26 protein-coding genes and 2 other annotated features are annotated in these 23,735 nt (G+C 44.1%); of the genes, 3 read left to right on the top strand and 23 right to left on the bottom strand.

Annotated elements, in window-relative coordinates; translation table 11 throughout:
- Nucleotides 1-28 precede the first annotated feature (28 nt).
- The 3 genes from nadA to nadB are packed head-to-tail and all read right to left on the bottom strand — an operon-like array spanning nucleotide 29 to nucleotide 3,537.
- Complete coding sequence (gene nadA, locus ACQVGS_RS07270; protein WP_106020194.1) at nucleotides 29-1,132, bottom strand: quinolinate synthase NadA; 1,104 nt, start codon at nucleotides 1,130-1,132, stop codon at nucleotides 29-31.
- The gene (gene nadC, locus ACQVGS_RS07265; protein ID WP_106020195.1) at nucleotides 1,119-1,988 is read right to left on the bottom strand and encodes a carboxylating nicotinate-nucleotide diphosphorylase; all 870 of its coding nucleotides are present in this window, start codon (nucleotides 1,986-1,988) and stop codon (nucleotides 1,119-1,121) included. Before nadC ends, nadA begins: the two co-directional genes overlap by 14 nt.
- Entirely contained in the window at nucleotides 1,942-3,537 is a 1,596-nt protein-coding gene (gene nadB / locus ACQVGS_RS07260) for an L-aspartate oxidase (RefSeq protein ID WP_487446299.1), read from the bottom strand. The genes nadC and nadB overlap by 47 nt, the downstream gene beginning before the upstream one ends.
- Before the next feature lie 102 nt (nucleotides 3,538-3,639).
- Between nadB and ACQVGS_RS07255 the strand changes: the two genes are divergently transcribed.
- Nucleotides 3,640-4,821 (top strand): IscS subfamily cysteine desulfurase, encoded by a 1,182-nt coding sequence (locus ACQVGS_RS07255; RefSeq protein ID WP_106020197.1) that lies wholly within the window; start codon nucleotides 3,640-3,642, stop codon nucleotides 4,819-4,821.
- Entirely contained in the window at nucleotides 4,787-5,329 is a 543-nt protein-coding gene (locus tag ACQVGS_RS07250; protein WP_095714293.1) for a transcription repressor NadR, read from the top strand. The genes ACQVGS_RS07255 and ACQVGS_RS07250 overlap by 35 nt, the downstream gene beginning before the upstream one ends.
- 21 nt (nucleotides 5,330-5,350) lie before the next feature.
- On the opposite strand, the gene pheA is transcribed toward ACQVGS_RS07250, so the two are convergent.
- Genes pheA through spo0B form a run of 4 tightly spaced genes read right to left on the bottom strand, consistent with a single transcriptional unit; the run spans nucleotide 5,351 to nucleotide 8,623 of the window.
- Nucleotides 5,351-6,208: a prephenate dehydratase gene (gene pheA, locus ACQVGS_RS07245; protein WP_151174402.1), complete on the bottom strand. Its 858-nt coding sequence runs from the start codon at nucleotides 6,206-6,208 to the stop codon at nucleotides 5,351-5,353.
- A gap of 17 nt (nucleotides 6,209-6,225) precedes the next feature.
- A complete protein-coding gene (thrR, locus tag ACQVGS_RS07240) occupies nucleotides 6,226-6,669 on the bottom strand; it encodes a transcriptional regulator ThrR (protein ID WP_010335153.1) in 444 nt (147 codons plus the stop codon).
- 54 nt (nucleotides 6,670-6,723) lie between these two features.
- Nucleotides 6,724-8,010: a GTPase ObgE gene (gene obgE, locus ACQVGS_RS07235; RefSeq protein WP_024122348.1), complete on the bottom strand. Its 1,287-nt coding sequence runs from the start codon at nucleotides 8,008-8,010 to the stop codon at nucleotides 6,724-6,726.
- A gap of 34 nt (nucleotides 8,011-8,044) precedes the next feature.
- Nucleotides 8,045-8,623, bottom strand: coding sequence for a sporulation initiation phosphotransferase Sop0B (spo0B, locus tag ACQVGS_RS07230; RefSeq protein ID WP_095714292.1), 579 nt, complete (start codon nucleotides 8,621-8,623; stop codon nucleotides 8,045-8,047).
- 77 nt (nucleotides 8,624-8,700) lie between these two features.
- On the opposite strand from spo0B, the gene ACQVGS_RS07225 reads away from it, so the two are divergent.
- The gene (locus tag ACQVGS_RS07225; RefSeq protein WP_125825434.1) at nucleotides 8,701-8,823 is read left to right on the top strand and encodes a hypothetical protein; all 123 of its coding nucleotides are present in this window, start codon (nucleotides 8,701-8,703) and stop codon (nucleotides 8,821-8,823) included.
- A gap of 119 nt (nucleotides 8,824-8,942) precedes the next feature.
- Here the strand turns inward: ACQVGS_RS07225 and rpmA are convergent, their stop codons facing one another.
- From rpmA to valS, 16 genes are all read right to left on the bottom strand, one after another.
- On the bottom strand, nucleotides 8,943-9,227 hold the full coding sequence (gene rpmA, locus ACQVGS_RS07220) for a 50S ribosomal protein L27 (RefSeq protein ID WP_003222623.1): 285 nt from the start codon (nucleotides 9,225-9,227) through the stop codon (nucleotides 8,943-8,945).
- 12 nt (nucleotides 9,228-9,239) lie between these two features.
- Nucleotides 9,240-9,581: a ribosomal-processing cysteine protease Prp gene (locus ACQVGS_RS07215; protein WP_069487111.1), complete on the bottom strand. Its 342-nt coding sequence runs from the start codon at nucleotides 9,579-9,581 to the stop codon at nucleotides 9,240-9,242.
- 2 nt (nucleotides 9,582-9,583) lie between these two features.
- Entirely contained in the window at nucleotides 9,584-9,892 is a 309-nt protein-coding gene (gene rplU / locus ACQVGS_RS07210) for a 50S ribosomal protein L21 (protein WP_127696693.1), read from the bottom strand.
- Nucleotides 9,893-9,905: 13 nt separating this feature from the next.
- Nucleotides 9,906-9,983 (bottom strand) — a sequence feature (ribosomal protein L21 leader region).
- 57 nt (nucleotides 9,984-10,040) lie between these two features.
- Nucleotides 10,041-10,907 (bottom strand): M50 family metallopeptidase, encoded by an 867-nt coding sequence (locus tag ACQVGS_RS07205; protein WP_044154177.1) that lies wholly within the window; start codon nucleotides 10,905-10,907, stop codon nucleotides 10,041-10,043.
- Nucleotides 10,900-11,694, bottom strand: a complete 795-nt coding sequence (locus ACQVGS_RS07200) for a M23 family metallopeptidase (RefSeq protein ID WP_127696692.1) — start codon at nucleotides 11,692-11,694, stop codon at nucleotides 10,900-10,902. Before ACQVGS_RS07200 ends, ACQVGS_RS07205 begins: the two co-directional genes overlap by 8 nt.
- A 149-nt stretch (nucleotides 11,695-11,843) precedes the next feature.
- On the bottom strand, nucleotides 11,844-12,650 hold the full coding sequence (minD, locus tag ACQVGS_RS07195) for a septum site-determining protein MinD (protein ID WP_024122353.1): 807 nt from the start codon (nucleotides 12,648-12,650) through the stop codon (nucleotides 11,844-11,846).
- A 1-nt stretch (nucleotide 12,651) separates the two neighbouring features.
- Nucleotides 12,652-13,332 (bottom strand): septum site-determining protein MinC, encoded by a 681-nt coding sequence (gene minC / locus ACQVGS_RS07190; protein ID WP_024122354.1) that lies wholly within the window; start codon nucleotides 13,330-13,332, stop codon nucleotides 12,652-12,654.
- Nucleotides 13,333-13,384: 52 nt separating this feature from the next.
- Nucleotides 13,385-13,903: a rod shape-determining protein MreD gene (gene mreD, locus ACQVGS_RS07185; protein WP_010335162.1), complete on the bottom strand. Its 519-nt coding sequence runs from the start codon at nucleotides 13,901-13,903 to the stop codon at nucleotides 13,385-13,387.
- Nucleotides 13,900-14,772, bottom strand: a complete 873-nt coding sequence (gene mreC, locus ACQVGS_RS07180) for a rod shape-determining protein MreC (RefSeq protein WP_024122356.1) — start codon at nucleotides 14,770-14,772, stop codon at nucleotides 13,900-13,902. The genes mreD and mreC overlap by 4 nt, the downstream gene beginning before the upstream one ends.
- A gap of 30 nt (nucleotides 14,773-14,802) precedes the next feature.
- Nucleotides 14,803-15,816, bottom strand: coding sequence for a cell shape-determining protein MreB (mreB, locus tag ACQVGS_RS07175; RefSeq protein WP_010335164.1), 1,014 nt, complete (start codon nucleotides 15,814-15,816; stop codon nucleotides 14,803-14,805).
- A 91-nt stretch (nucleotides 15,817-15,907) separates the two neighbouring features.
- Nucleotides 15,908-16,603 carry a RadC family protein gene (gene radC / locus ACQVGS_RS07170; protein ID WP_024122357.1) on the bottom strand — a complete coding sequence of 232 codons (696 nt, stop codon included), beginning with the start codon at nucleotides 16,601-16,603 and terminating at the stop codon, nucleotides 15,908-15,910.
- Between the two features lie 37 nt (nucleotides 16,604-16,640).
- Entirely contained in the window at nucleotides 16,641-17,210 is a 570-nt protein-coding gene (locus tag ACQVGS_RS07165) for a Maf family nucleotide pyrophosphatase (protein WP_024122358.1), read from the bottom strand.
- Between the two features lie 150 nt (nucleotides 17,211-17,360).
- Nucleotides 17,361-18,359 (bottom strand): SPOR domain-containing protein, encoded by a 999-nt coding sequence (locus ACQVGS_RS07160; protein WP_106020200.1) that lies wholly within the window; start codon nucleotides 18,357-18,359, stop codon nucleotides 17,361-17,363.
- A 132-nt stretch (nucleotides 18,360-18,491) separates the two neighbouring features.
- The gene (locus ACQVGS_RS07155) at nucleotides 18,492-19,238 is read right to left on the bottom strand and encodes a prepilin peptidase (protein ID WP_127696691.1); all 747 of its coding nucleotides are present in this window, start codon (nucleotides 19,236-19,238) and stop codon (nucleotides 18,492-18,494) included.
- Nucleotides 19,239-19,378: 140 nt separating this feature from the next.
- A complete protein-coding gene (locus ACQVGS_RS07150; protein ID WP_151174403.1) occupies nucleotides 19,379-20,671 on the bottom strand; it encodes a bifunctional folylpolyglutamate synthase/dihydrofolate synthase in 1,293 nt (430 codons plus the stop codon).
- A gap of 59 nt (nucleotides 20,672-20,730) precedes the next feature.
- Complete coding sequence (gene valS / locus ACQVGS_RS07145) at nucleotides 20,731-23,373, bottom strand: valine--tRNA ligase (protein ID WP_103672514.1); 2,643 nt, start codon at nucleotides 23,371-23,373, stop codon at nucleotides 20,731-20,733.
- Nucleotides 23,374-23,432: 59 nt separating this feature from the next.
- Nucleotides 23,433-23,655 (bottom strand) — a binding site (T-box leader).
- Between the last annotated feature and the right edge of the window lie 80 nt (nucleotides 23,656-23,735).

The following is a 23,735-nucleotide window of genomic DNA, read 5'->3' as shown; positions in this document are numbered from 1 at the left end:
TGAGTACAGGAGGGGAAATATTTCTGGTTTACGTGATGGAAAGCATTCGATTCAGCGCAAGAAGGGCATCGTCCTGAATGACTTTCGGCACTTTGATCACGCCTGCTGGTTCTCCTTTTTCTATTTGTTCTAAAGACCAGAGCAAGTGCGGGAGGTCAATTCGATTCATCGTCAGACATGGACACATATCCGGATTGAGTGATTCGATCTGTTTGTCGGAATGCTCTTGAATCAGTCGCTGAACAAGATTCATTTCTGTACCGATTGCCCATTTGCTTCCCGGCTGAGCGTGGCTGATTGTATCAATAATATATTTCGTTGATCCGCTGTCGTCGCTTTGCATTACGACTTCATGGGAGCATTCAGGATGAACAATGATCCGGATGTCAGAATCTCGTTCTCTCAAATCATTTATGTTTTTCACGGTGAATTTTTCATGTACAGAGCAGTGGCCTTTCCAAAGAATAACCTTGATATCGTTTTGTTCTGCCTCGTTCTCTAATTGATCTTGAATCGGGTCCCAGACAGCCATGTCCTCAAGCGGGATACCAAGTTCATAAGCGGTGTTCCTTCCTAAATGCTGATCAGGCAGAAATAAAATGCGTTTTTTCTGTGTAAACGCCCATTCAAGCACTTTTTTGGCATTGGATGAGGTTACAGTCGCTCCGCCGTGCTTTCCGACAAATGCCTTGATCTCCGCTGTAGAATTCACATAGGTTAATGGTATGATCGTGTCGCCGAATATATGCTGAAGTTTCTCCCACGCCCTGTTCGTCTGCTGCATGTCAGCCATATCAGCCATAGAGCAGCCCGCTCTCATATCTGGCAGGATGACTGTTTGGTCCGTACCTGTCAGCATATCAGCGGTCTCTGCCATAAAATGTACGCCGCAAAATACAATATATTCCGCATCCTTATTTTTTTCCGCCATTTGGGCAAGCTGGAGTGAATCGCCCGTTTGGTCAGCAAATTGAATTACTTCATCCTTTTGATAATGATGGCCTGGAATAAACAACCTGCTCCCGAACTTTTCCTTAATGGCTGCAACACGTCTCTCCATCTCTTTCATTGACAGCACTTTATAATGGTCAGGCATCATTTCAAATTGTTTGATTGCCTCAAGAATTGACATAACCGCATTCCTCCACTGACTGATTTGTTAACGCTACATCCATGCTGATATCTAAGCTTCTGACCGAATGAGTCAGAAATCCTAAGGAAATATAATTCACACCCGTCCCTCTAAAAGCGGGCAGAGATTCTAATGTAATTCCTCCGGAAGCTTCGGTTTTAATGTGATCCGGTGTGATATTTGCAAAATGGCGGACAGTGTCAGGCGGGCAATTGTCAAACATAATGACATCAGCTTCAGCAAGAATGGCTTCTCTGAGCTGCTCCTCAGATTCAATTTCCACTTCAATATTCACCATGTGCCCTGCTGCCTGCCGCGCTTTTTCACACGCCTTTACAATGGAACCGCAAGCTGCAATATGATTATCTTTGATCATGATTCCGTCGTACAGGCCGAATCGATGGTTATATCCTCCTCCGACCCTGACCGCATATTTTTCGAGCATTCTTAACCCCGGCGTCGTTTTCCTTGTGTCACAAACCTTAATCTGTTCATCATCAAGCCGTTCAACAGCCTGCCTTGTCATCGTCGCAATACCCGACAGCCTTTGAATAAGATTTAATACTACCCTCTCTCCAGAAAGAAGAGCAGCGGCCGGCCCGCGTAAGACGGCAATCACATCACCCTTTCGCAAATGATCTCCATCTTTTTTGTGTAAAAACGTCTGAACCTTTTCATCTAATAAAGCAAAGCCTTCCTTAATCACCGCAGCTCCGGCGAAAATGCCGTCTGACTTTGCAACAATTGAGGCCTCACAGTTCTGTCCTTCAAAGATGGACTGTGATGTAAGATCTCCCGTCCCTATATCCTCATGAAAAAAGTGATTCAGCAATTTTTTCAGCTGTAAATGATTCATTTCTCCAAATCCCTTCGTTTTTTCTCATTTTGGTTCCCTTTTTTGTATGGACAATTTGTTTTCCTTGCCAGCCTGCATCAGCCTGAGGAACATCAACTCGAAAATGCGCCCCCCTGCTTTCTTCCCGCAATAGAGCAGACGAAGTCATCAGCTTTGCGACCTGCCACAAGTGAGAAAGCTCCAGCTGCGGAATTGTGATATCTTTCACATTTATCTTCTGAGATGGGAGCGCATAAAGCCAATTGCTCATCTCAATCAGCCTGTCTTTTTCTCTTATTATGGACATATCGCTTGTCATTCTGTTTTGCAGTTCAGAAAGCTTAATATTAGGCACCTCATAAACACCGCTGGTTTCACCGTTGAATTGACTATACCTGTTATCAACCGGTTTTCTCATGATATGTTCTGCTGCTCTTTTACCAAATACAAGTGCCTCCAGCAAGGAATTGCTCGCAAGACGATTGGCTCCGTGTAAGCCGGTGCATGCAGTTTCCCCTATCGCGTAAAGCCCGGGCACAGTTGTTTCTCCCCACCGATTGACTGAAACGCCTCCCATTAAGAAATGCATTCCCGGCGCAACAGGTATTTTTCTTTTACGAATATCAACCCCTGCCTTTTCGCAAATAGAGGTGATTGTGGGAAAACGCACTTCGAAGTCAGAAATAGCGCTGCAATCAATATACACACGTTTTCCTTTTGCTATTTCTTCATGAATCACCCGCGAGACGACGTCCCGTGGTGCTAAATCCTCCAGCGGATGCCGTCCGGCCATAATACGGCGGCCGTTTTGGTCTGTTATAAAACCGCCCTCACCTCTGACTGCCTCTGAAACAAGCCCACACGAGACGCCATTTTTGACGAGAAGTGTAGGATGAAACTGGGTAAACTCTAAATCAGTTAATTCCGCTCCGGCCCGGTAAGCAAGTGAAAGACCATCACCCGTGACAGATGGATCGTTCGTATGGTGCTGAAACAAGCTTCCGCATCCGCCAGCTGCCAGCACAACCTCATCCGCATGCCGCAAATTGATCCGGCCGCGGCTGTCTTTCGTCACTACACCGGCACAGCGCCCATTCTTCATCAGCAAATCAACCGCTGTTTCATTCTCGATGACTTCGATTTGGCTATTGATTTGTTTCAGCAAGTAATCAATAAGCATGCTGCCTGTAGCGTCTCCTCCCGCATGAAATATGCGGTTACGCGTATGGGCTCCTTCCCTGCCAAGGCTGACTTTGCCTTGTTTATCCCGGTCAAATGGAAAGTCATTCTCCAAAAAGTTCTCAATGATGGTTTTTCCATCAAGTAAAACGTCTGATACGATGTTTTGATCGTTATGTCCGCAGCCTGCATATAACGTATCCTCCATATGAGACGCAATCGAGTCATCTTTTGCATAAGCCGCCGCAATTCCGCCCTGTGCATGTCTTGAATTGCTGTTTTTTGTGCTTTTTTTCGTGATGACAGTCACCTGGTATGATGGCGGAAGTGCAGAAGCCAGGGCAAGTGCCGCCGCTCCTGAACCAATAACCACAATCGTCTTTATAGACATATGCCACCTCCTGTTGTTTACACCTGTCTTGACACCTATATTTACACAACGATAAAATAAACTCAAGAGTTTTTTATGAAGAACATATGGAGGAAAGACCGGATGATTTATTTAGATTATGCAGCAACCACGCCAATTTGCGAGGAAGCACTGGACGTATTTCAGAAGCTCAGCATTGATATGTACGGGAATGCCAGCAGCTTGCATGACGCTGGGGGAAAAGCAAATCATATACTGGAGTACTGCCGGGGGAAAATAGCTGACATAATCGGCGGAGAAACAGGCGGTATATATTTTACAAGCGGCGGCACTGAATCCAATTTTCTTGCCATTCAATCATTGTTAAACGGCCTGCCAAAAACAAAAAGACATTTTATTACGACTGCCATGGAACATCAATCAATCCATAACTGTGCTGCTTTACTGCAGAATCATGGCTTTGACGTGACAATCATTAAGCCTAACGAGTACGGACTTATTACCGAGGAAATATTGGCAGCTCATATTCGCCCGGACACAGGCCTGGTTTCTATTCAGCATGCCAATTCAGAAACAGGAATTATTCAGCCCATTAAACACCTGTCATCGTATCTTCACAACAGGCAAATTCTTCTTCATTGTGATGCGGTACAAACATTCGGCAAACTGCCCATCCATACTGAAGAAATGGGGGTGGATGCTCTCTCTATTTCCAGTCACAAAATTCACGGCCCTAAAGGAGTCGGAGCTGTCTATATTCGGCCGGACGTCAATTGGAAACCGGTGTACCCTGACACCGTTCATGAGAATGGGTTTCGAGCAGGCACGATAAACGTACCGGGTATCGGAGCCTTTACAGCGGCAGCGGAGCTGATCGTAAGTGAAATGGAAAGTCAGATATCCCATAATCAAATGTTAAGACAATACTTTTTAGAACAAATCCGTATTCGGTCTCTCCCTGTAACCCTTGCGGCAGATGGTGCAAACACAGAATGTCTGCCCCATATTATCGGGTGTTTTTTTGGCTCATTTGAAGGACAATATGTTATGTTAGAATGTAATCGGAATAATATTTGCATTTCAACGGGCAGCGCTTGTTCTGCAGGTTATCACGGGCCGTCTGAAACGATGAAAGCGTTAAGAAAAACAGAACAGGAAGCCCTGCAATTTATCCGCATCTCTTTCGGAAAAAACACAACAACTGAACAGCTGGATATGTTATTACATACGTTTACAGCGCTTTTGGAACAAAGGAAAGGAGAATATCATATTGACCGAAGAATTAAAGCTCTTGGGCGCCAATAGGCGTGAGCAGCTTCTTTTGTGGCTGAAGGAATCCACATCGCCGCTGACAGGAGGAGAGCTCGCAAAAAAAGCAAATGTTTCGAGACAGGTGATCGTTCAGGATATCTCGCTTTTAAAAGCGAGAAACGAGCCGATTATCGCCACAAGCCAAGGCTATGTCTATCTGGACGCCGCCGCTCAGAAGCATCAGCAGGCAGAAAGAATTATAGCGTGTCTGCACGGGCCTGAACGGACAGAAGAAGAATTGCAGCTCATCGTGGATGAAGGGGTAACTGTAAAAGACGTAAAAATTGAGCATCCTGTATACGGAGATTTAACTGCAGCGATCCAAGTCGGCACGCGAAAAGAAGTCGAACATTTCATCAAAAAGATCAATTCCACAAATGCCGCCTATTTATCACAGTTGACAGATGGTGTGCATCTTCATACACTGACAGCACCCGATGAACATCGCATCGATCAAGCCTGTCAAGCACTCGAAGAAGCCGGTATTTTGATTGAAGACTAAAAAAAGCCCTAATAGGGCTTTTTATAATTGATAAGATTGATATGTACCAAGCAGCTTTACTTTGCATCCGAGCGCTTCAAGCTCCTGCATAGCCCCAGGGATTAATACTTCATCAAACGCCTGTTCAATATCAATAATAAAGAAATAATTCCCTAACCCGGTTTTGGTCGGACGGGATTCGATTTTTGACAGGTTTAAGTTTCTCCAAGAAAAAGCAGACAGCACTCTATGCAGCGCTCCGGACTGATCATCCTGCGGAAGCATCACCATCAGTGTTGTTTTTGGTCTTGAATTCAATTTTGAATTCACTTCAAAGGTTATATTTTCATCAGGAGACAGAATGACAAATCGCGTATGATTGTCTCTATAATCCTGTATATCCCGTTTTACGATTTTTAATTCGTATGTAGAAGCCGCCATTTCATTGGCAATCACCCCGATATTCAGCTCGGGATGGTCACTGACAAACTTTGCCGCCGCTCCGGTTGAATTGGCGTATTCATACGGCACGGAAGAAAAATGCCGATGCAGAAATTTATGGCACTGCGCAATCGCATGTGAGTGAGAATAAATTTTGTCTAGATCTTTCCACGCATTTTCTCTGGAAGGATGAACGAGTAAGTGCTGATGAATCGGTAATGTCATTTCACCTACGATGGGCAGAGGCTGTTCATGTATTAAATAGTCTATTGTTAAATTTACTGATCCTTCTAATGCGTTCTCTAAAGGAACAAAAGCAAAATCAACCTCACTTGCGACTGCCGCATCTATACATTCCGGTATCGTGCGGTAAGCAACATGCTCGGCGCCATTTTGGAAACAAGAACTGACTGCTAGATGTGTGAATGTAGCTGCTGGACCTAAATAACCGACTTTCATGACGATATTCTCTCCCCTTACGCTCCTGAACCTAATATTTCAACCTTTTCTACAAAGTCAAACTTTCTCATCTTGTTCATTAATGTATGAATATCCTCTTCCATTGCAGATGTACTGATAGACAGCGTTACGTTTGCTCTCCCTTGAAGCGGGATGGTCTGGTGAATGGAAAGAACGTTGCTTCCAGAGTCAGCCACCGCCTGAAGGAGCTGAGATAACGCCCCGGAGCGATCCTCTAAATGAAAGAAAAGTGTGATAATTTGCTCTTTAACCATTGTATAAAAAGGAAAAACGGCATCTCTGTATTTATAAAATGCACTTCTGCTTAAATCCACCTTTTGAACGGCATCTGCCACTGATTCTGCTTTTTTTCGATCCAGCAGTTTTTTGACTTCCAATGTTTTTCTCATCGCATCAGGCAACACATCTTCACGGACAAGATAAAACGTCTCCTCTTTCACTTGCATCCCCCCTTTTGAAAATAGAGAGCCTGATATCCAGGCTCTCACCCATCATTAATCAATAAATTCAAATTCGAATTCAAGAAGTCTGATAATGTCTCCGTCTTTGGCCCCGCGTTCTCTGAGTGCTTCATCAACACCCATTCCCCGCATCTGTCTTGCAAATCGTTTAACAGATTCATCACGTGAGAAATCAGTCATCTTGAATAACCGCTCAAGACTGTCTCCTGAAAGCACAAAGACTCCGTCAGGATCTCGCGTGATGCTGAATGGCACTTCTTCATTCTCCATCGTGTACATAACACGGTTTTGCGTAAGCTCTTCCTCGTCATACAGCGGGAATTCCGGAGTGTTTTCCAGCTGATTGGCAACTTCATACAGAAGCTCGCGAAGACCTTCTCTTGTCACTGCACTGACCGGGAACACCGGATAATCATCCGTCAGCTTTTCTTTAAACCCTTCAAGATTTTCCGCCGCCTGCGGCATGTCCATTTTATTTGCGACAATAATTTGCGGGCGCTCAGTGAGACGCAAATTGTACTCGCTCAATTCCTGATTAATTGTCACATAATCCTCATACGGATCGCGGCCTTCCAAGCCGGACATATCAATGACATGAACGATAACACGGGTCCGCTCAATATGGCGCAAAAATTGGTGGCCAAGCCCGACGCCTTGATGAGCCCCTTCAATCAGTCCAGGCAAATCGGCTATAACGAAGCTCCGTCCATCATCTGTTTCGACCATGCCAAGATTCGGAACAAGTGTCGTAAAATGATAATCCGCAATTTTCGGTTTTGCAGATGAAACGACGGACAACAAAGTCGATTTTCCTACACTTGGGAACCCGACAAGCCCGACGTCTGCAAGCACTTTTAATTCAAGAACAACATAGCGTTCTTTTCCCGGTTCACCGTTTTCTGAGAGCTGAGGTGCGGGGTTCGCCGGTGTGGCAAAGCGTGAGTTCCCTCTTCCGCCTCTTCCGCCCCTTGCGATGACAGCCTGCTGTCCATGTTCGGTTAAATCGGCAATGACCTGTTTTGTATCATCGTCTGTCACAACAGTGCCAGGCGGAACTTTAATGACCATATCATCAGCATTTCGTCCATGCTGGTTTTTTGACATGCCATGCTCGCCGCGAATCGCTTTAAAGTGTTTTTTATATCTAAAATCCATAAGAGTACGGAGACCTTCGTCCACTTCAAAAACGACGTCTCCTCCTTTTCCGCCGTCGCCGCCGGCAGGGCCGCCTTTCGGCACATATTTTTCACGGCGAAACGCAACCATCCCGTTGCCTCCGTCGCCGCCTTTTACATACACTTTCACCTGATCTACAAACATAATGTCCTCCGTTCTAAACCGTTAAAAAACTCCGCTAGTTCAACCCAATTTCAATCAGACATTCGTGACTTGTGATCTCAAAACGCATGATATCAAAGTCCTCATATCCATTTTGCCGAAAATCGTCAAAGGCAGATATATTGGCAAAAGTGCCGTGAAAATCAAGGTACAGAATCAGCTGTCTGTCAGGATGATCGGTTTGAAGCGAAACGGTTAAATGATTTTCACTGCCTCTAGTGACTGCTTGTTCAAACAGATCAAACAGCTTTCTCATCAGTTTCGCCAATTTTTGATCATAAGCTGACAAATCCTTAATTTCCCCGAGAACTTCATATTCAAGTGTCATACATTGGGCTTTCCAATTAAACGTAAGAAAATCAAACGCTAAATGCGGTGTTTTCAGGTTTGAGAGCTTTGATTCGTGCTTAGCGTCTATCACCATTTCTTCAATGATTTCAAAGACGCGGTCATACTTCTGCAAGCTTAAGTTTCCTTTAATTAGCTGCAGCTTATTCATCCAATCATGCCGGGAATGGCCAAGAAGATGAATCAGTTCATTTGTTAAAGCCGTATCGCTTATATTTTCTTCTTGATTTTTTGAAACATCCTTCATTTTCGCACTCCCAATCATTTGATTTCTTATTTAGGAGTCTGTATAAGTGTGTATTATGAATTATAACAGAGAAGGCTTTGATAGAAAAACAATTGTTTTTCCCAGAAATATCATGTTCCTTTTTTCTGGCTTCGGTTGATTTTCAGCCAGGCAGAACATTTTATGTATTACTGCTTGGGGAACATATCCAGTGGGTTTGAGACATTCGTTCTCATTCTTGGCGGGGTCTGCTCGCACATACTCTGCATAACATTCTTGATGCTTACTCCGCATATTGCAAAAAAAACTCCAGTCATCATCGACCGGAGTTTTTGAATCATTATTGAGCTACAGGATATACGCTCACTTTTTTGCGGTCACGGCCGAAACGTTCGAATTTAACAGTTCCGTCGATTTTCGCAAAAAGAGTGTCATCTCCGCCGCGGCCCACATTTTCACCTGGGTAAATTTTTGTTCCGCGTTGACGGTAAAGGATAGAACCGCCTGTTACGAATTGACCGTCAGCACGTTTAGCACCTAAACGTTTAGCCTCAGAGTCACGTCCGTTCTTTGTAGAACCTACTCCTTTTTTAGAAGCGAAAAACTGAAGATCTAATCTAAGCATGTAGCTCACCTCCTATATTATGTTTGTGGTCACACGCAAGTGATCTTTATAATCCCGCTCAATTGTCTCTAACGAAACAATCATGCCTTCAATCAGCAACTGAGCTTTTTGGCGCGCCTCCGGATCAAGAGATTCAGGGAATTCAAAGTAGAAATAACCCCCGTCTTCTCCTATATCAAGAAGCGGCTCGAAGCCCGCCAGCGCGATGACCGCGTTAACGGATCCAAACACAACGGCTGTTACTCCGGCACAAACGAGATCTTGTCCATGTTCAGCAAAGTTGGCGTGGCCCGTCATTTCAAAAGACAATAAGCTTTTGTCAGTACGGGACCGTCTGATTGTTGCCTGAATCATGCTTACGCGTTGATTTTTTCGATCGTCACTTTAGTGTAAGGCTGACGATGACCTTGTTTTTTATGAACGTTTTTCTTTGCTTTGTATCTGAAAACAGTGATTTTTTTCGCACGGCCTTGTTTTTCAACTTTAGCCGTTACTGTTACGCCTTCAACTGTAGGGTTGCCGACTTTCACATTGTCTCCGCCAACAAACAAAACGTCTTCAAAAGTAACTGTTTCACCTGCTTCAGCAGCAAGTTTCTCGATGTAAACAGTTTGGCCTTCTTCAACTTTAATTTGTTTACCGCCTGTTTTAATGATTGCGTACATTCTCTGCACCTCCTATTAGACTAAGACTCGCCAGATACCAGGGGGCTGTAAAACAACTCTTAACACCTGTACTGAGCGGTTGTAGCATTGGTGCTACATCCATAACATTAAAAAATATATCAGAATACAAGGCGTTTGTCAATCGATTTTAATAAGGGAGCAGCAGCTCTTCCATGGAGGAATTTGTCCGTTTATCAGCAAAGTAGGCATGCAGCACTTCATTCTCATCCAGCTGGCTTAGCTTCTCGCCGGATTTTTCTATAATAATGGGATGCTTGCAGCCTCGTTTGAATTCCGCCATGACATGATAGACTTTGTCCTCAGCATTAACGGTAAGCGGTAGCAATTTTTCAAGCTCACGGTTTTTCCCATAATATCTTTCCAGGAGAAACCTCACATGGATGTAGTGTCTTTGCCTGTACTCCTCAAACAGAGAAACAGCCAGAAAGACAAACAAAACCCATGCGCTGATTTGCAGAGGAACCGCAAATAAAACCCAGCATGCGAGAAGCAGGCAGCACACAAGTGAAGTCTTCAGATTCAGCCGGTGCGCTTTTTGAAAAGACAGATGCTTTGAAAAAATTAAAAATAACAGCTTGCCGCCATCAAGCGGCCAAATCGGCAGCAGATTCACAAATAAAATAGATAGATTATAAAATGTAAACAGTTCAAAGGTCTGCTGATCAATTATTGAGAGGCCTGCAATCATCCAAGCCGCAAGCTGAAGCCAAATGTGCTGAAGAGGTCCGGCAATAATAACCGCAAACTCTTCCTTTAACGGCCGATTTCCGTGCTCTTCCACTTCAACTGTTCCTCCAAATGGCAGCAAAAAAACACGCTTGATTCTCCAAGAAAAAAACACGGCCAGAGCGGCATGCCCCAGCTCATGGATCAGAACAATCACAAGCAAACACAGCAATGCTTTCATATGCCCTGTAATCAGCCCCAGCGCCATGATAATCCAAAGAAAAGGATGAACATGAATTTTCAAGATGAGGTCAAGCCATTTATTCAAATGAGATCACCTGAATCGGATCAATAAATTTGTCGCCGTCTTTCATGGCAAAATAATAGAGCCCTTTGTTATGATCATCGAGTTTAATCGAACCGAGCTTTTTGCCTTTATCTACAAAATCATATAAAGCGACATCCACGTCTTTCAGTTCACCATAAATGCTGTAGGTATTGTCAGCATGCTGCACTTTCACTGTCAGCCCCGTCTCACCGTCTTTACTGACTTCAACAACATAGCCTTCTTTTATACAATCGATTGTATCGCTGCTTGTTTCGACTTTAATGCCTTCCCCGTTGTCCTGAAAATCCTGCTGAACTTTACCAGATGCGGGTGCGACGAGATCCTGACCCACTTCAACCTGCTGTTCCTTATTTTTCTTTTCAGGAGCAAGAAATGCAAGCGGGCTGCCAAATTTCGTTTCAAACCAATGGCTTGCTGAAGCAAATTGAAATTCTGTTTCGAAGGTTTGTGCAACGACCGGCTTGATCTGGCTGACGGGTCCAATATTTGTTTTATAGGCTATGGCAGAAACAAGAACAAGGCAGGCCGATAGAAGACATTTCAGAATAATTGAGTCTGTTTTCACCAAAGGGTGTCTTCCGCTGAAATTCGAATTGCCATCTTCATATACCGGTAGGGTTCCATGTTTTTCCTGATCAGACATCATGACCCAAGACGGCGGTTTTTCCTTTTCGGAACCTGTCTGAGTAGGGAAACGTTTTGAGCCGGAAACCTGTTTCCTTCTTTTTTCTAATCGTTTTCTGATTTCATCTGCTCTGTGACTCATTGCCATCATCCTTTGCATTCGTTGGGTTTGTACATCATATGTCTTGTCCACGGCAATTATTCGATTTACCTTCAGCACAGAGCAGTCAGAAACAAAAAAACCTGACACAGCATTTGCTTTGTCAGATTCTTCTCTTTTATTCTATGAAATTATGATCTTACTCCGAAAAATGACTTAATCTTAGCCATCATTCCCTTGTTTTGCTCTTCAAGCACCTGCAAAGGAACAGATTCGCCTAAAATGCGGCGGGCAATATTGCGATATGCGATGGAGGCGCGATTTTTAGGGTCCATTGCAATCGGTTCGCCATGGTTAGATGCCTTAATCACTTCATCATCATCGGCAACGATACCGAGCAAATCAATCGACAAATGCTGAACGATTTCATCGATATCCATCGTGTCACCGTTTTTCATCAGGTGATTTCTGATTCTGTTTACGACGAGCCGCGGCGGTTCAATATTTTCTTCTTGTTCCAAAAGCCCTATAATGCGATCAGCATCTCGCACAGCTGAAATTTCAGGCGTTGTGACCACTACCGCCTTGTCAGCCCCGGAAACGGCGTTTTTGTATCCTTGCTCAATTCCTGCGGGGCAGTCTATGATGACATAATCAAATTCCTGCTTGAGCTCTTGGACCATAGTTTTAATTTGTTCAGGAGCAACAGCCGTTTTATCGCTCGTTTGAGCAGCGGGCATTAAATAGAGCAAATCATCAAAACGTTTATCCTTTACGAGCGCCTGATGCATTTTACATCTGCCCTCTACAACGTCTACGAGATCATAAATAATTCTATTTTCAAGACCCATTACTACATCCAGGTTGCGCAGTCCTATATCAGTATCTACTAAACATACACGCTTCCCTAAAATGGCTAAGGCGGTACCGAGGTTAGCAGATGTTGTTGTTTTACCTACTCCGCCTTTTCCCGAAGTTATTACGATAGCCTCACCCAATTCACATTCCTCCCTCAAGCCTTGTTAGATCAGGTCTTAAATGAGCCAAATGTTGAAGGCGTTCAATGACCATATTTCCGTCTGTATCTAAATAAGCACATTCCATTTCGTTCCCTTTTTGAATGTGGTCTGGGGAGCGATTTAACACGTGATTGATTCTTAACTGTGTCGGCAGCATTTCAGAGGCAGCAATGACCGCATGATTATTTCCGTTAAATCCGGCGTGGGCAATCCCTTTCAGCGAACCCAAAACAAAAATGTTTCCGCCGGCTCTGACTGTCCCGCCCGGGTTCACATCTCCGATTAGAAGCAAATCGCCCTTCACCTCGAGCACTTGGCCTGAACGGACAATTTTTGAAACAGAAATAATTTCAGCTTCCTCTTTCATACGCTGTGCTTCTTTTTTAGTAATGACTTCACTCTCAATAGAATGAACAAACAAATCTTTCTTTGACGCAATTAATTCGGTCAGCTGTTCTTCTTGTTCCTGATATAAGCAGCGATTGCCCAGCTTAATGTGAACACTGATTTTCTGGCCTTTTCCATCTGTATATTGTTCAATTGACAGCATATTCTGAAGACCATCGAGAAGCTCATCAAAAGAACATGCATCATCAAGATGCAATGTCAAACCATTCTTTGTTCCTTTTATCGTTACATATTGCTGCTTTTTGGTCTTCACAATATTCACCTCAACAACATACTCATTTCGTCAAAAAAAGATAAAATCCTTTTTACTCATCTCTCAATTCTTTCTTTAGACTCATAAAAAATAATCTAAATGGGAGAACCAGGATGAGTGCGCTTATCATATTTAATAAAACTGTCGGTATAAACCGGTCTAGCACAAAGCCATTAAACGTCATAATGTCTTTGTGAATCAGCGACTGAATGCCGAATACATAAAATTCAAGCAGGCAAACTGCGAGAACAGCAATCAGGATGACGACAAAAGCGTTTGTGTGCAGCACTTTAAACGCTTTTGACGCCAAATAGCTTAGCCCCGCAAAGCCAAACATATAAACACCTAATAGACTTGTATAATTCATATCATATAGAAAGCCGAAAATAAAACCGTAGATCACCGCGTGTTTTTGATTGATAAAAGCCGACATAAAAATCAGCACAAGCATCAGAAAACGCGGGACGAGCACCTGGTCATCCGTGACGAACGGGAAATGCACCAGATCAGTAAAGATGCTTTCCGCCGAAAAAACCAACATCATAACGAAAGGGAGAAGGAAACGTTTCACGATCCTTCCTCCTCTGTATCGACAGTCGGCACATCACGATTAACAACGATCACATTATTTAAATCAGAAAGATCAGCCGCAGGCTTTACATAGGCAACTTTCGTTAATCCATAAGAGTCAGACTCAATCTCAGTCACTTCACCGATTGTCAGCCCTTCTGGAAATACGCCTCCTGTGCCCGACGTTTCAATCAGATCGCCTTTTTTCACGTCTTGTTTATCCTTGCGTTCGATTATGGTCATCTTCAGCCGTTTTTTGTCTTTATCATAGCCTTCGATTAAACCGTAGCCTTTGCTGCCTTTTTTCCCGGAAATGGTTGTTGCGACTCTGTTATTCCGGTCAGTATCGCTTAAAAGCTGGACCGTAGACGTAAAGTTATTAAGGCCGGAGCTTTTAATCTTCCCGATTAATGCGCCTTTTTCGTTCGTTACAGCCATATCTTTCGCTACGTTTTGCTGAGTCCCTTTGTTAAGGGTCACCTGCTTCGCCCAGTTATCAGGACTTCTGGCAATGACTGTCGCCAAAATCGGCTTGTAATCTTTTATTGATTTCACATGGCCGAGTTCGTCACGCAAGGATTTGTTTTCGTCTTCAAGTTCTTGGAGCTTGGCTTCATATTTTGTCTGTCCGTCAAGCTTTTCTCTCAGACGCTCGTTTTCTTCGTATGTGTTTTTTAAATCACTAATGTTCTCAAATATCCCTGCAAAAAATTCGGCAGGCGTATGAAAAATGTTTTGAAATACTCCCGTCGTATCACCGATCAGTTTCTCAGGCCAGGTGGTATTACGGCCGTCCTTCAGCGAAAATCCAATCATAGCCACCAATATGATAATACACAGAAGTAATAGCATTAACCGTTTATTCGGCATCGTGTTACACCTCTTCTATTGAACTCCCGATTATCTTGTTTTTCCTTTGAAAAGATGGATGTGCTCCAGTGCTTTTCCTGTACCGATCGCTACACAATCAAGCGGGTCTTCAGCGATAAGGACCGGCATTTTTGTTTCTTCGCTGATGACTTTGTCCAGATTACGAAGAAGCGCTCCGCCGCCGGTTAACACAATACCTCTGTCCATGATATCTGCGGCAAGCTCAGGCGGTGTTTTTTCAAGTGTGCTTTTCACTGCCTCTACAATAGTTGACACAGTGTCACGCAAAGCATTAGAAATTTCTTTTCCAGTAATTTCGATCGTTTTCGGCAGACCTGTCAGCAAGTCACGGCCGCGGATTTCCATTTTATCGGATTCTTCTGCGGATTCAGCAGAGCCGATATCCATTTTAATCGCTTCAGCAGTGCGGTCCCCGATCATCAGGTTGTATGTTTTTCTGATGTAGTTGATAATCGCATCGTCCATTTCATCACCGGCAACGCGGATGGATTGAGATGTTACAATACCTCCGAGGGAAATAATCGCAACTTCTGTCGTTCCGCCACCGATATCAACAACCATGCTTCCAGTCGGTTCCCAAACCGGCAGATTGGCGCCGATAGCCGCAGCAAACGGTTCTTCGATCGGATACGCGTCACGCGCTCCGGCTTGTCTTGTCGCATCGATAACAGCACGCTCTTCAACCGCAGTAATGCCGGATGGCACACAAACCATCACATAAGGTTTTCTGGCAAACATGCCTTTATTTTTAATGGCCTGATTGATGTAATATTTCATCATGGTAGCCGTCGTTTCATAATCAGCGATAACGCCGTCTTTCATCGGGCGAAGAGCTACTACGTTTCCAGGAGTCCGTCCGATCATATTTTTCGCATCATTTCCGACAGCAACAATCGATTTCGTATCCGTTTGCAGAGCAACGACTGACGGCTCTCTCACAACAATTCCTTTACCTTTCACAAAAACAAGCGTATTCGCAGTTCCAAGATCTATACCAAGGTCTCTTGTACCAATTCCAAACATATGTATGTATCTTCCTTTCTTAAAGCAAAAATACCCTAAAGGGAAAAACTCATAAACTCTATTATAGCTTAATTCGACGAAAAAAAAAGTGTTACAAATATCCTTTTTCCTTTAAACTCACAAATTTTTTGTCGCCAATCACCAAATGGTCAAGCAGCTCGATGCCAATCAGGTTTCCGCATTCAAACAGCCTTCTTGTCACTTCAATATCTTCCCTGCTCGGCGTCGGATCCCCCGAAGGATGATTGTGGATACAAATAAAGGAAGCGGCAGATCGTTTGAACGCTTCTTTAAATACCTCCCGGGGGTGGACAATAGATGAATTCAGACTTCCGATAAAAACAGTGCGTTTATGGATGACTTGGTTTTTTGTATTTAAATATAAACAGACAAAATGCTCCTGGGTTAAAAAGCGCATATCCTCCATGACCAGGTTTGCGCCGTCTTCCGGGGAGCGGATTACAAAATGTTCTTCATTGGCTAGTTTATGAATACGGCTTCCCAGTTCAACTGCTGCCAGTATTTGCACAGCCTTCACCAGACCGATTCCCGGGATGCTGGACAGCTCCTCAACGGAAGCTTCTTTCAGCAGACGCAGCCCGTCAAACGAGCGCAGAAGTCTGTTTGAAAGGTTCATAACAGATTCGTTCTTTGTGCCTGTCCGCAATAAAATAGCCAAAAGTTCGTTGTTTGCTAAGTTCTCGGCTCCTACTTTCAGCAGCCGTTCTCTAGGTTTTTCTTTCTTTGGGAAATCTCTGAGTTTTAATGGCAGATCGTGTATGATCAAGCCCTCCTTTTCTTTCCCTTCCCGTTTATAAAAATCGTCAGGCTTCTACATCAAAATCCTTCAGAACTCTCATTGTTTTTGATATAGGGAGCCCTACGACTGAATAATAATCTCCGTCTATTTTTTTTACAAAAAGTGCGCCTTTTCCTTGGATGCCGTATGCACCTGCTTTATCCATCGGCTCTTTCGTTTCAATATAAGTCCAAATATCTTCTTCGCTGAGGGGCCAAAACACAACCTCTGTCTTATCATAGAACGTTTCGCTGTGATTTGCGGCTTGAATACTGACAGCGGTTATCACTGAATGACTACGGCCGGAAAGCCTGCGAAGCATTGCAGCGGCTTCTTCTTGATCTTGCGGTTTGCCAAGGCACTCACCGTCAAGACATACCATTGTATCAGCACCGATTACAATTGCGCCCGGATTGAGATCGGCCACAGCCTTAGCTTTTTGTTTTGCCAACCATTGGACGTTTTCTTCAGGTGAAAAGTTTCGATTTAATTTTTCCTCTACTTCACTGACAATAATGGTGTAGGGGATCTGAAGCAGATCGAGGAGTTCTTTTCTTCGCGGAGATTGTGATGCAAGTATAAGCGGCTTAGCCATGTTCGTCATCCTTTCAGGGTTTGCTTAAGAAAAAAAGATACTCATTTATCCTACCAAATCACGAGGCTCGCCACAATTTCAGAAAAATAACTTTTTCATGACAAAATAAAAAAAGCCTGTCACTAAGGACGAAGGCTCAGGCACTTTCTATTATTTAATTACGGCTAAAAGCTGCTGCTGAGCCTTCCATCCGGCTTCAGCACTTGGGTCCTCTAATTCCTTTAACGCCTGCAAAATTGCTTTTTTCTCTCCCGTTTCAGCTGCTTCTGTTTTACCGAGCGAATTTTTTATTTTTTCAACACTCGCTTTTGTAATATCTTCTCCCAGGATCGCCTTCGCTGAGAGCTCCGCTGTTTTCTTGAAAGGATCTGTCATATCCGACTCTATTGATAAAGATAGTTCCTTGCCCCCCCAGGCTTCAAAATCGCTGTCGATTAAAAGCTGCCCTACCTGCTGTGATACAGCCTTATCACTTGCCAGGCCCGCGATGACATACGTGTACCCGTCATCCTTTGACAGGTAAACGGCGGAATATCCTTTTTCAGTCAGCTGTTCAGTTAACGTCTCTGCACCCTTTTCATTTGAAAACTTTCCTGCTTGCACTGCATATGTTTTATATGTACCTTCCGTTTGTGCCGCTTGTTTTTCTCCGGCGGTGCTTTGTTTCTCCGCAGCTGTATCTCCTGCTTTTGCCGTCTGGCTGCCTAAAGAGGCATCTAAAGAGGCTGGCGCCGACGCTTCTTTATTGCCTGATATATTTAATGCAAATAACCCTAAGCCGGTGCCTAAAACCGCTGCAAAGGCAATCGTTGCCGCCACTCTTTTTACCGGCTTGGCCGTCCCTGTCTTTCCTTTTGAATAGAGCTTCGATTTTTTCTTTTGATAGGGCGGAACAACTTTGGGATCATCTTTAAACACCTTATCCTCCTCTGAATCCCAGTTAAATTCATCTTCATCAGGATGTTCATGGGAGGCTGCAACCTCCTGCTCCGCCTTTCTCTTTTCCTCCCAATTTGAAAACGTCATGTTTTTTTCTTGCTCTGTCTTCGGTGTCTCCTGCTCGTAAACTGTTTCTTCTTTTCCATTAATCGTCACCTTAAGGGCTTTTTCTTCCGCTTTACTGATTTTTTTTTGCTTCCTTTTTTTCAATTCTGCTTCCTCCCTTCATTTGTGTGACCGTTCTTGTGGCTTTTCATGCTACACACTTTAGCACAGGCGAAAAAAAAAAGAACAAGACTTTTGTCGTCTTGTCCAAAAAACGTTCGTCAAATTTTTCATCAGTCAGCCTAACGCCGTTTTGACATAAAAGGAAATGATAGAGTCACCGTATAAATAAGCGAAAATGCTTCCTGCCGCAATTGCCGGGGCAAAGGGAATCGGCTGTTTTCTGGCCAGCCTTCCGAACAGTACAGCGGCAGCTCCGTACAATGCGCCTATAAAAACTGAAAAGAAAAAGGCGGCAGCAAGCATTTTCACACCAAGCACAAGGCCGATAACGGCAAATAATTTAACATCCCCTCCCCCTATTCCTCCATGAGTGATGACGGCAATAAAGGCCAGTAAAAGAAAACCGGCAGCCGCGCCTATAAAGCCTTCATACCAAGAAAGAAGCGGAGAAATGATTCTGCCAGCTGCCAGAAAGGGAAGAAAGAATAGCAATATGCGATTTGGAATCAGCATAAAGTGAATATCTGTCACAGAAACAATAATTAGAAGAGATAGAAACACCAACGCAACAATCAGTTCCCAAGACAAACCAAAACGAAATCCCGCGGCTGCAAATAAACTCGCTGTCGAGAGCTCTGCCGCCGGGTACATAAGAGAGAGCTTTTGGCCGCAGCTTTTGCAATTGCCTTTTTGCAGAATAAAAGATAAAACAGGGATTAATTCCGTCGGGGTTAGGGTTCGACGGCAAAAGGAACATGCCGAACGCGGACTTATGATGGATATGTGCAAGGGGATACGGCATCCAACCGTATAATAAAATGAACCGAGGATAAGGCCGAGGACAAAAAGAATCTGAATCATAGACAACACACCTTTACTCTCTTTAGATTATGCTATGGATTGTAGCACAGCAAGCATATTGATCTATAATAAGCAATTTTAGATTTTGACAGAAAAAATCCCGGCAGAATATCATTATTGATTCTGCCGGGCCAAAGTCATTACAGCATTCTTTTTCGAATGTCAGAAATAAAATAAAGTGATCCCGTAATGAGCACGATATCATTTGAGCCTTTTTTGCTTTCTATTAATTTGATCACATGCTCCGGATCTTCATTCCAGCTTTTGCTGCTGATTTCACTAGCATCATACAGATCTTTCGCAAGAGAAGCACGCGGAAAATCAAAAGAAGCAAAATGAATCGAGTGCGCGATCGTTTCCAGTTTCTTAATCATGTCATGATACGGCTTATCCTTTAACGCACTGAACACCACACAAATATCGGAATCTGGGAAACGCTGCTTCATCGTTTCAGTCAGCTTATCGATCCCTTCTTCATTATGGGCGCCGTCTAAATATACCGGCGGATGTTCCTGAACCAACTCTAATCTGCCCGGCCAAGCAGCCTTTACGAGCCCGCTTCTTAACGCAGAATCACTCATTTCAGCAATGTTTTCCCTGTTAAGCCACTCGGCAGCCAAAATGGACAATGCCGCATTTTGTCTTTGATGCGTACCGATGAGAGATGTTCGAATATCTTCATAACACGTTTCTCCGGTTTTTAAAGAAAACTGTTCTCCTGCAGGGAGAGCCTTTTCATTATAAATCCTGCTTGTATCATGCAATGACTGAAAAGGAGCAGATTTTCGCTCAGCTTCATGCTGGATTACCTGTAAGGCTTCCGGCTGGGTAACGGCTGTCACGATCGGAATGCCTTCTTTTATAATCCCGGCTTTTTCGCCTGCGATTTCTTCAATGGTGTTTCCTAAAATGTTCATATGGTCGTGTCCGATACTTGTGATGACGGTTAAAAGCGGCTCGACAACATTAGTAGAATCGTACCTTCCGCCCAGACCTGTTTCAAAAATAACAAAATCGACCTGATGATACGCAGCAAAATATAAAAATGCACAAGCCGTCATAATTTCAAATTCTGTCGGCTGACCGTGTTCAGTTTGATCAAGCTCTTCAACGATCGGTTTCACCTGATTAACGAGTGTGACCCACTCCTCATCTGTAATAGGTGTGCCGTTTACGCTGATGCGCTCATTAAATGTGATGATATAAGGCGATGTAAACGTACCGACAGTGTATCCCGCTTCTTGCAGCATAGAACGGATAAAAGCGACAGTTGATCCTTTGCCGTTTGTTCCCGCCACGTGGAGCGCGCGGATTTTCTTTTCAGGATGGTCCAATCGCGCCATCAGCTGCTTCATTCGATCAAGACCGGGCTTCACTCCGAATTTTAGACGGCTGTGAATCCAGCTGCGCGCTTCTTCATATGCAGTAAACAATGATAATCCCCTCTTTTATAAGACAAGGCGGTTTCTCAAGAAACCGCCTCGGCTTTTCATTAGCCCTTCAGCTCAGCCATTCGTTTTTGAACAGCGTCACGCTTTGCCACATAATCTTTCTCTTTCTCACGTTCTTCATCAATTACGTGTGCAGGCGCTTTTTTTATAAATCCTTCGTTTCCAAGTTTCTTTTGGACACGCTCGACTTCTTTCGTCAGCTTATCGAATTCTTTTTGCAGACGGGCGATTTCTTCATCGATATTAATTAAACCTTCAAGCGGAAGTATGACCTCTGCTCCTGTGACAACTGCCGTCATTGCTTTATCAACAGCTTCGATATCTGTACCGATTTTCAGCGCGCTCGGATTTGTAAAGCGTTCCACATAAGAACGGTTTGCTTCGAGACGGGCTGCGACCTCGTCCGTGCTCGCTTTAATGTACAATTCAACTTGCTTGCTCATCGGTGTGTTTACTTCGCTGCGGATATTACGCACAGAACGGATCAGTTCAACGAGAAGCTTCATGTCAGCAGCAGCTTCAGTGTCTGTATGCTCAGGCACAACAGCAGGCCATGTGCTTACAGTAATGGATTCTCCTTGGTGAGGCAGGTGCTGCCAAATTTCCTCCGTTAAGAATGGCATAAACGGATGGAGCAGGCGCATCGTTTGGTCCAGAACATAAGCAAGAATGGAACGGGTTGTTTTCTTAGCCGCTTCGTCTTCTCCGTATAGAGGAAGCTTCGCCATTTCAATATACCAATCACAGAAATCGTCCCAAATAAAGTTATATAAATGGCGGCCGACTTCACCAAATTCATATTTATCAGCTAGCTGTGTCACACTTTCGATCGTTTCGTTTAAACGCGTTAAAATCCACTTGTCAGCTACTGATTTCTCACCTGAAAGATCAAGCTCATCATATGTCATGCCATCCATGTTCATTAATGCGAAACGAGAAGCGTTCCAAATTTTATTGGCAAAATTCCAAGTCGATTCCACTTTTTCATAGCTGAAGCGAAGATCTTGGCCAGGAGAGCTTCCAGTCGCCAGGAAATAGCGAAGAGAATCGGCTCCGTACTTGTCAATCACGTCCATCGGATCGACACCGTTGCCAAGAGATTTACTCATTTTTCTGCCTTGCTCATCACGGATTAAGCCATGGATTAAAACATCTTTAAACGGACGTTCGCCAGTAAATTCAATCCCTTGGAAAATCATGCGTGACACCCAGAAGAAAATGATGTCGTAGCCTGTAACGAGAACGTCAGTCGGATAATAGCGTTTAAAGTCTTCAGCTGTCAAATCAGGCCAGCCCATAGTGGAGAAAGGCCAGAGCGCAGAACTGAACCATGTATCCAGCACGTCTGTATCCTGCTCCCAATTTTCGCTGTCCTCCGGCGCTTCAAGACCGACATATAACTCGCCTGTTTCTTTATGATACCAGGCAGGAATGCGGTGGCCCCACCATAATTGACGGGAAATACACCAGTCGCGGATATTTTCCATCCAATGCAAATACGTTTTTTCGAAGCGGTCAGGAACAAAGTTGACTTTTTCTTCTTTCTCCTGCAATTCTATTGCTGCATCAGCAAGCGGCTGCATGCGCACAAACCATTGGGTAGAAAGATAAGGTTCAACAACTGCTCCGCTTCGTTCACTATGCCCGACAGAGTGCAGATGATCCTCGATTTTGAAGAGAACGCCTGCCTCCTGTAAATCTTTAACGAGCTTTTTGCGGCATTCAAAGCGATCCATGCCTTGATATTGCAGCGCATTTTCATTCATCGTGCCGTCTTCATTCATGACAAGAATGCGCTCTAAGTTATGACGGTTGCCCAGCTCGAAGTCGTTCGGATCGTGGGCAGGCGTAATTTTTACCGCACCTGAACCAAATTCCATATCAACATAGTCATCGCCGACAATCGGTATTTCACGATTTGTGATAGGCAGAATAACCGTTTTTCCGATAAGGTGCTTGTAGCGCTCATCTTCAGGGTGAACCGCAACGGCTGAATCACCAAGCATCGTTTCTGGACGTGTCGTCGCGATTTCAATTGAACCTGATCCGTCAGCAAGCGGATAGCTCATGTGATAAAACGCGCCTTGAACATCCTTGTAAATGACCTCAATGTCTGATAAAGCTGTTTTTGTTGCAGGGTCCCAATTTATGATGTATTCGCCTCTGTAGATCAAGCCTTTTTCATAAAGTTTGACGAACACTTCGCGAACCGCTCTGTTTAAGCCTTCATCAAGCGTGAAGCGCTCACGGGAATAATCAAGGCCAAGCCCTAATTTCGCCCACTGGCTGCGGATGAAGTCAGCATACTCTTCCTTCCACTTCCACGTTTCTTCAAGGAATTTCTCACGGCCTAAATCGTAACGGCTTGTGCCTTCTTCACGAAGTTTCGCTTCAACTTTAGCCTGTGTCGCAATACCGGCGTGGTCCATACCCGGAAGCCACAGTACATCATAACCCTGCATGCGTTTCATTCTTGTTACAATGTCTTGCAGCGTTGTATCCCAAGCGTGGCCAAGGTGAAGCCTTCCTGTTACGTTTGGCGGCGGAATAACGACAGAGTACGGCTCCTTTGTCTGATCGCTGCCTGCTTCAAAAAACTTACCTTTTAGCCAAAAATCATATCGGTCTTTTTCAACCGCAGCCGGATCGTATTTCGTCGGCATTGTTTGTTCATTCGTTTCCATCATAACCCTCCAGCATGTTTAAAATGGCTGAGAACGAAAAAAGAGCCCTTCATCCTTGGGAAAAGGACGAAAAAGCTCTTTCGCGGTACCACCTTTTTTCATGAACTTTGTCAGTTCATGCGCTTCAACGGATAACGGGGGTTTCCCGAATTTCTCTACTCTTCTTTCAAGAAATTATGCTCCCGGGCGACCTTCCAATCAGACAACATAAGAAGCCTTTCAGCAAGCGGCTCCTCTCTCTGCATGCGTCTTTCTTGTACTCTTCCCGTTCTAAGCAGGTGTATCTATCAGCTCATTATATACTTTATTTATGTTCTTTATTATAGTAAAAGTGTTTTTGATTCGTCAATCATCTTTTCCAA

Source organism: Bacillus sp. SD127 (genome assembly GCF_058566445.1).
This window is presented reverse-complemented; position numbering and strand designations above follow the sequence as displayed.

Coding starts and splice junctions, on each gene's coding strand:
- nadA (WP_106020194.1), bottom strand. CDS start 1,132: ATGTCAATTCTTGAGGCAATCAAACAATTTGAAATGATGCCTGACCAT.
- nadC (WP_106020195.1), bottom strand. CDS start 1,988: ATGAATCATTTACAGCTGAAAAAATTGCTGAATCACTTTTTTCATGAG.
- nadB (WP_487446299.1), bottom strand. CDS start 3,537: ATGTCTATAAAGACGATTGTGGTTATTGGTTCAGGAGCGGCGGCACTT.
- ACQVGS_RS07255 (WP_106020197.1), top strand. CDS start 3,640: ATGATTTATTTAGATTATGCAGCAACCACGCCAATTTGCGAGGAAGCA.
- pheA (WP_151174402.1), bottom strand. CDS start 6,208: ATGAAAGTCGGTTATTTAGGTCCAGCAGCTACATTCACACATCTAGCA.
- obgE (WP_024122348.1), bottom strand. CDS start 8,010: ATGTTTGTAGATCAGGTGAAAGTGTATGTAAAAGGCGGCGACGGAGGC.
- spo0B (WP_095714292.1), bottom strand. CDS start 8,623: ATGAAGGATGTTTCAAAAAATCAAGAAGAAAATATAAGCGATACGGCT.
- rpmA (WP_003222623.1), bottom strand. CDS start 9,227: ATGCTTAGATTAGATCTTCAGTTTTTCGCTTCTAAAAAAGGAGTAGGT.
- ACQVGS_RS07215 (WP_069487111.1), bottom strand. CDS start 9,581: ATGATTCAGGCAACAATCAGACGGTCCCGTACTGACAAAAGCTTATTG.
- rplU (WP_127696693.1), bottom strand. CDS start 9,892: ATGTACGCAATCATTAAAACAGGCGGTAAACAAATTAAAGTTGAAGAA.
- ACQVGS_RS07200 (WP_127696692.1), bottom strand. CDS start 11,694: ATGAGTCACAGAGCAGATGAAATCAGAAAACGATTAGAAAAAAGAAGG.
- mreC (WP_024122356.1), bottom strand. CDS start 14,772: ATGCCGAATAAACGGTTAATGCTATTACTTCTGTGTATTATCATATTG.
- mreB (WP_010335164.1), bottom strand. CDS start 15,816: ATGTTTGGAATTGGTACAAGAGACCTTGGTATAGATCTTGGAACTGCG.
- ACQVGS_RS07165 (WP_024122358.1), bottom strand. CDS start 17,210: ATGGCTAAGCCGCTTATACTTGCATCACAATCTCCGCGAAGAAAAGAA.
- ACQVGS_RS07155 (WP_127696691.1), bottom strand. CDS start 19,238: ATGATTCAGATTCTTTTTGTCCTCGGCCTTATCCTCGGTTCATTTTAT.
- valS (WP_103672514.1), bottom strand. CDS start 23,373: ATGGAAACGAATGAACAAACAATGCCGACGAAATACGATCCGGCTGCG.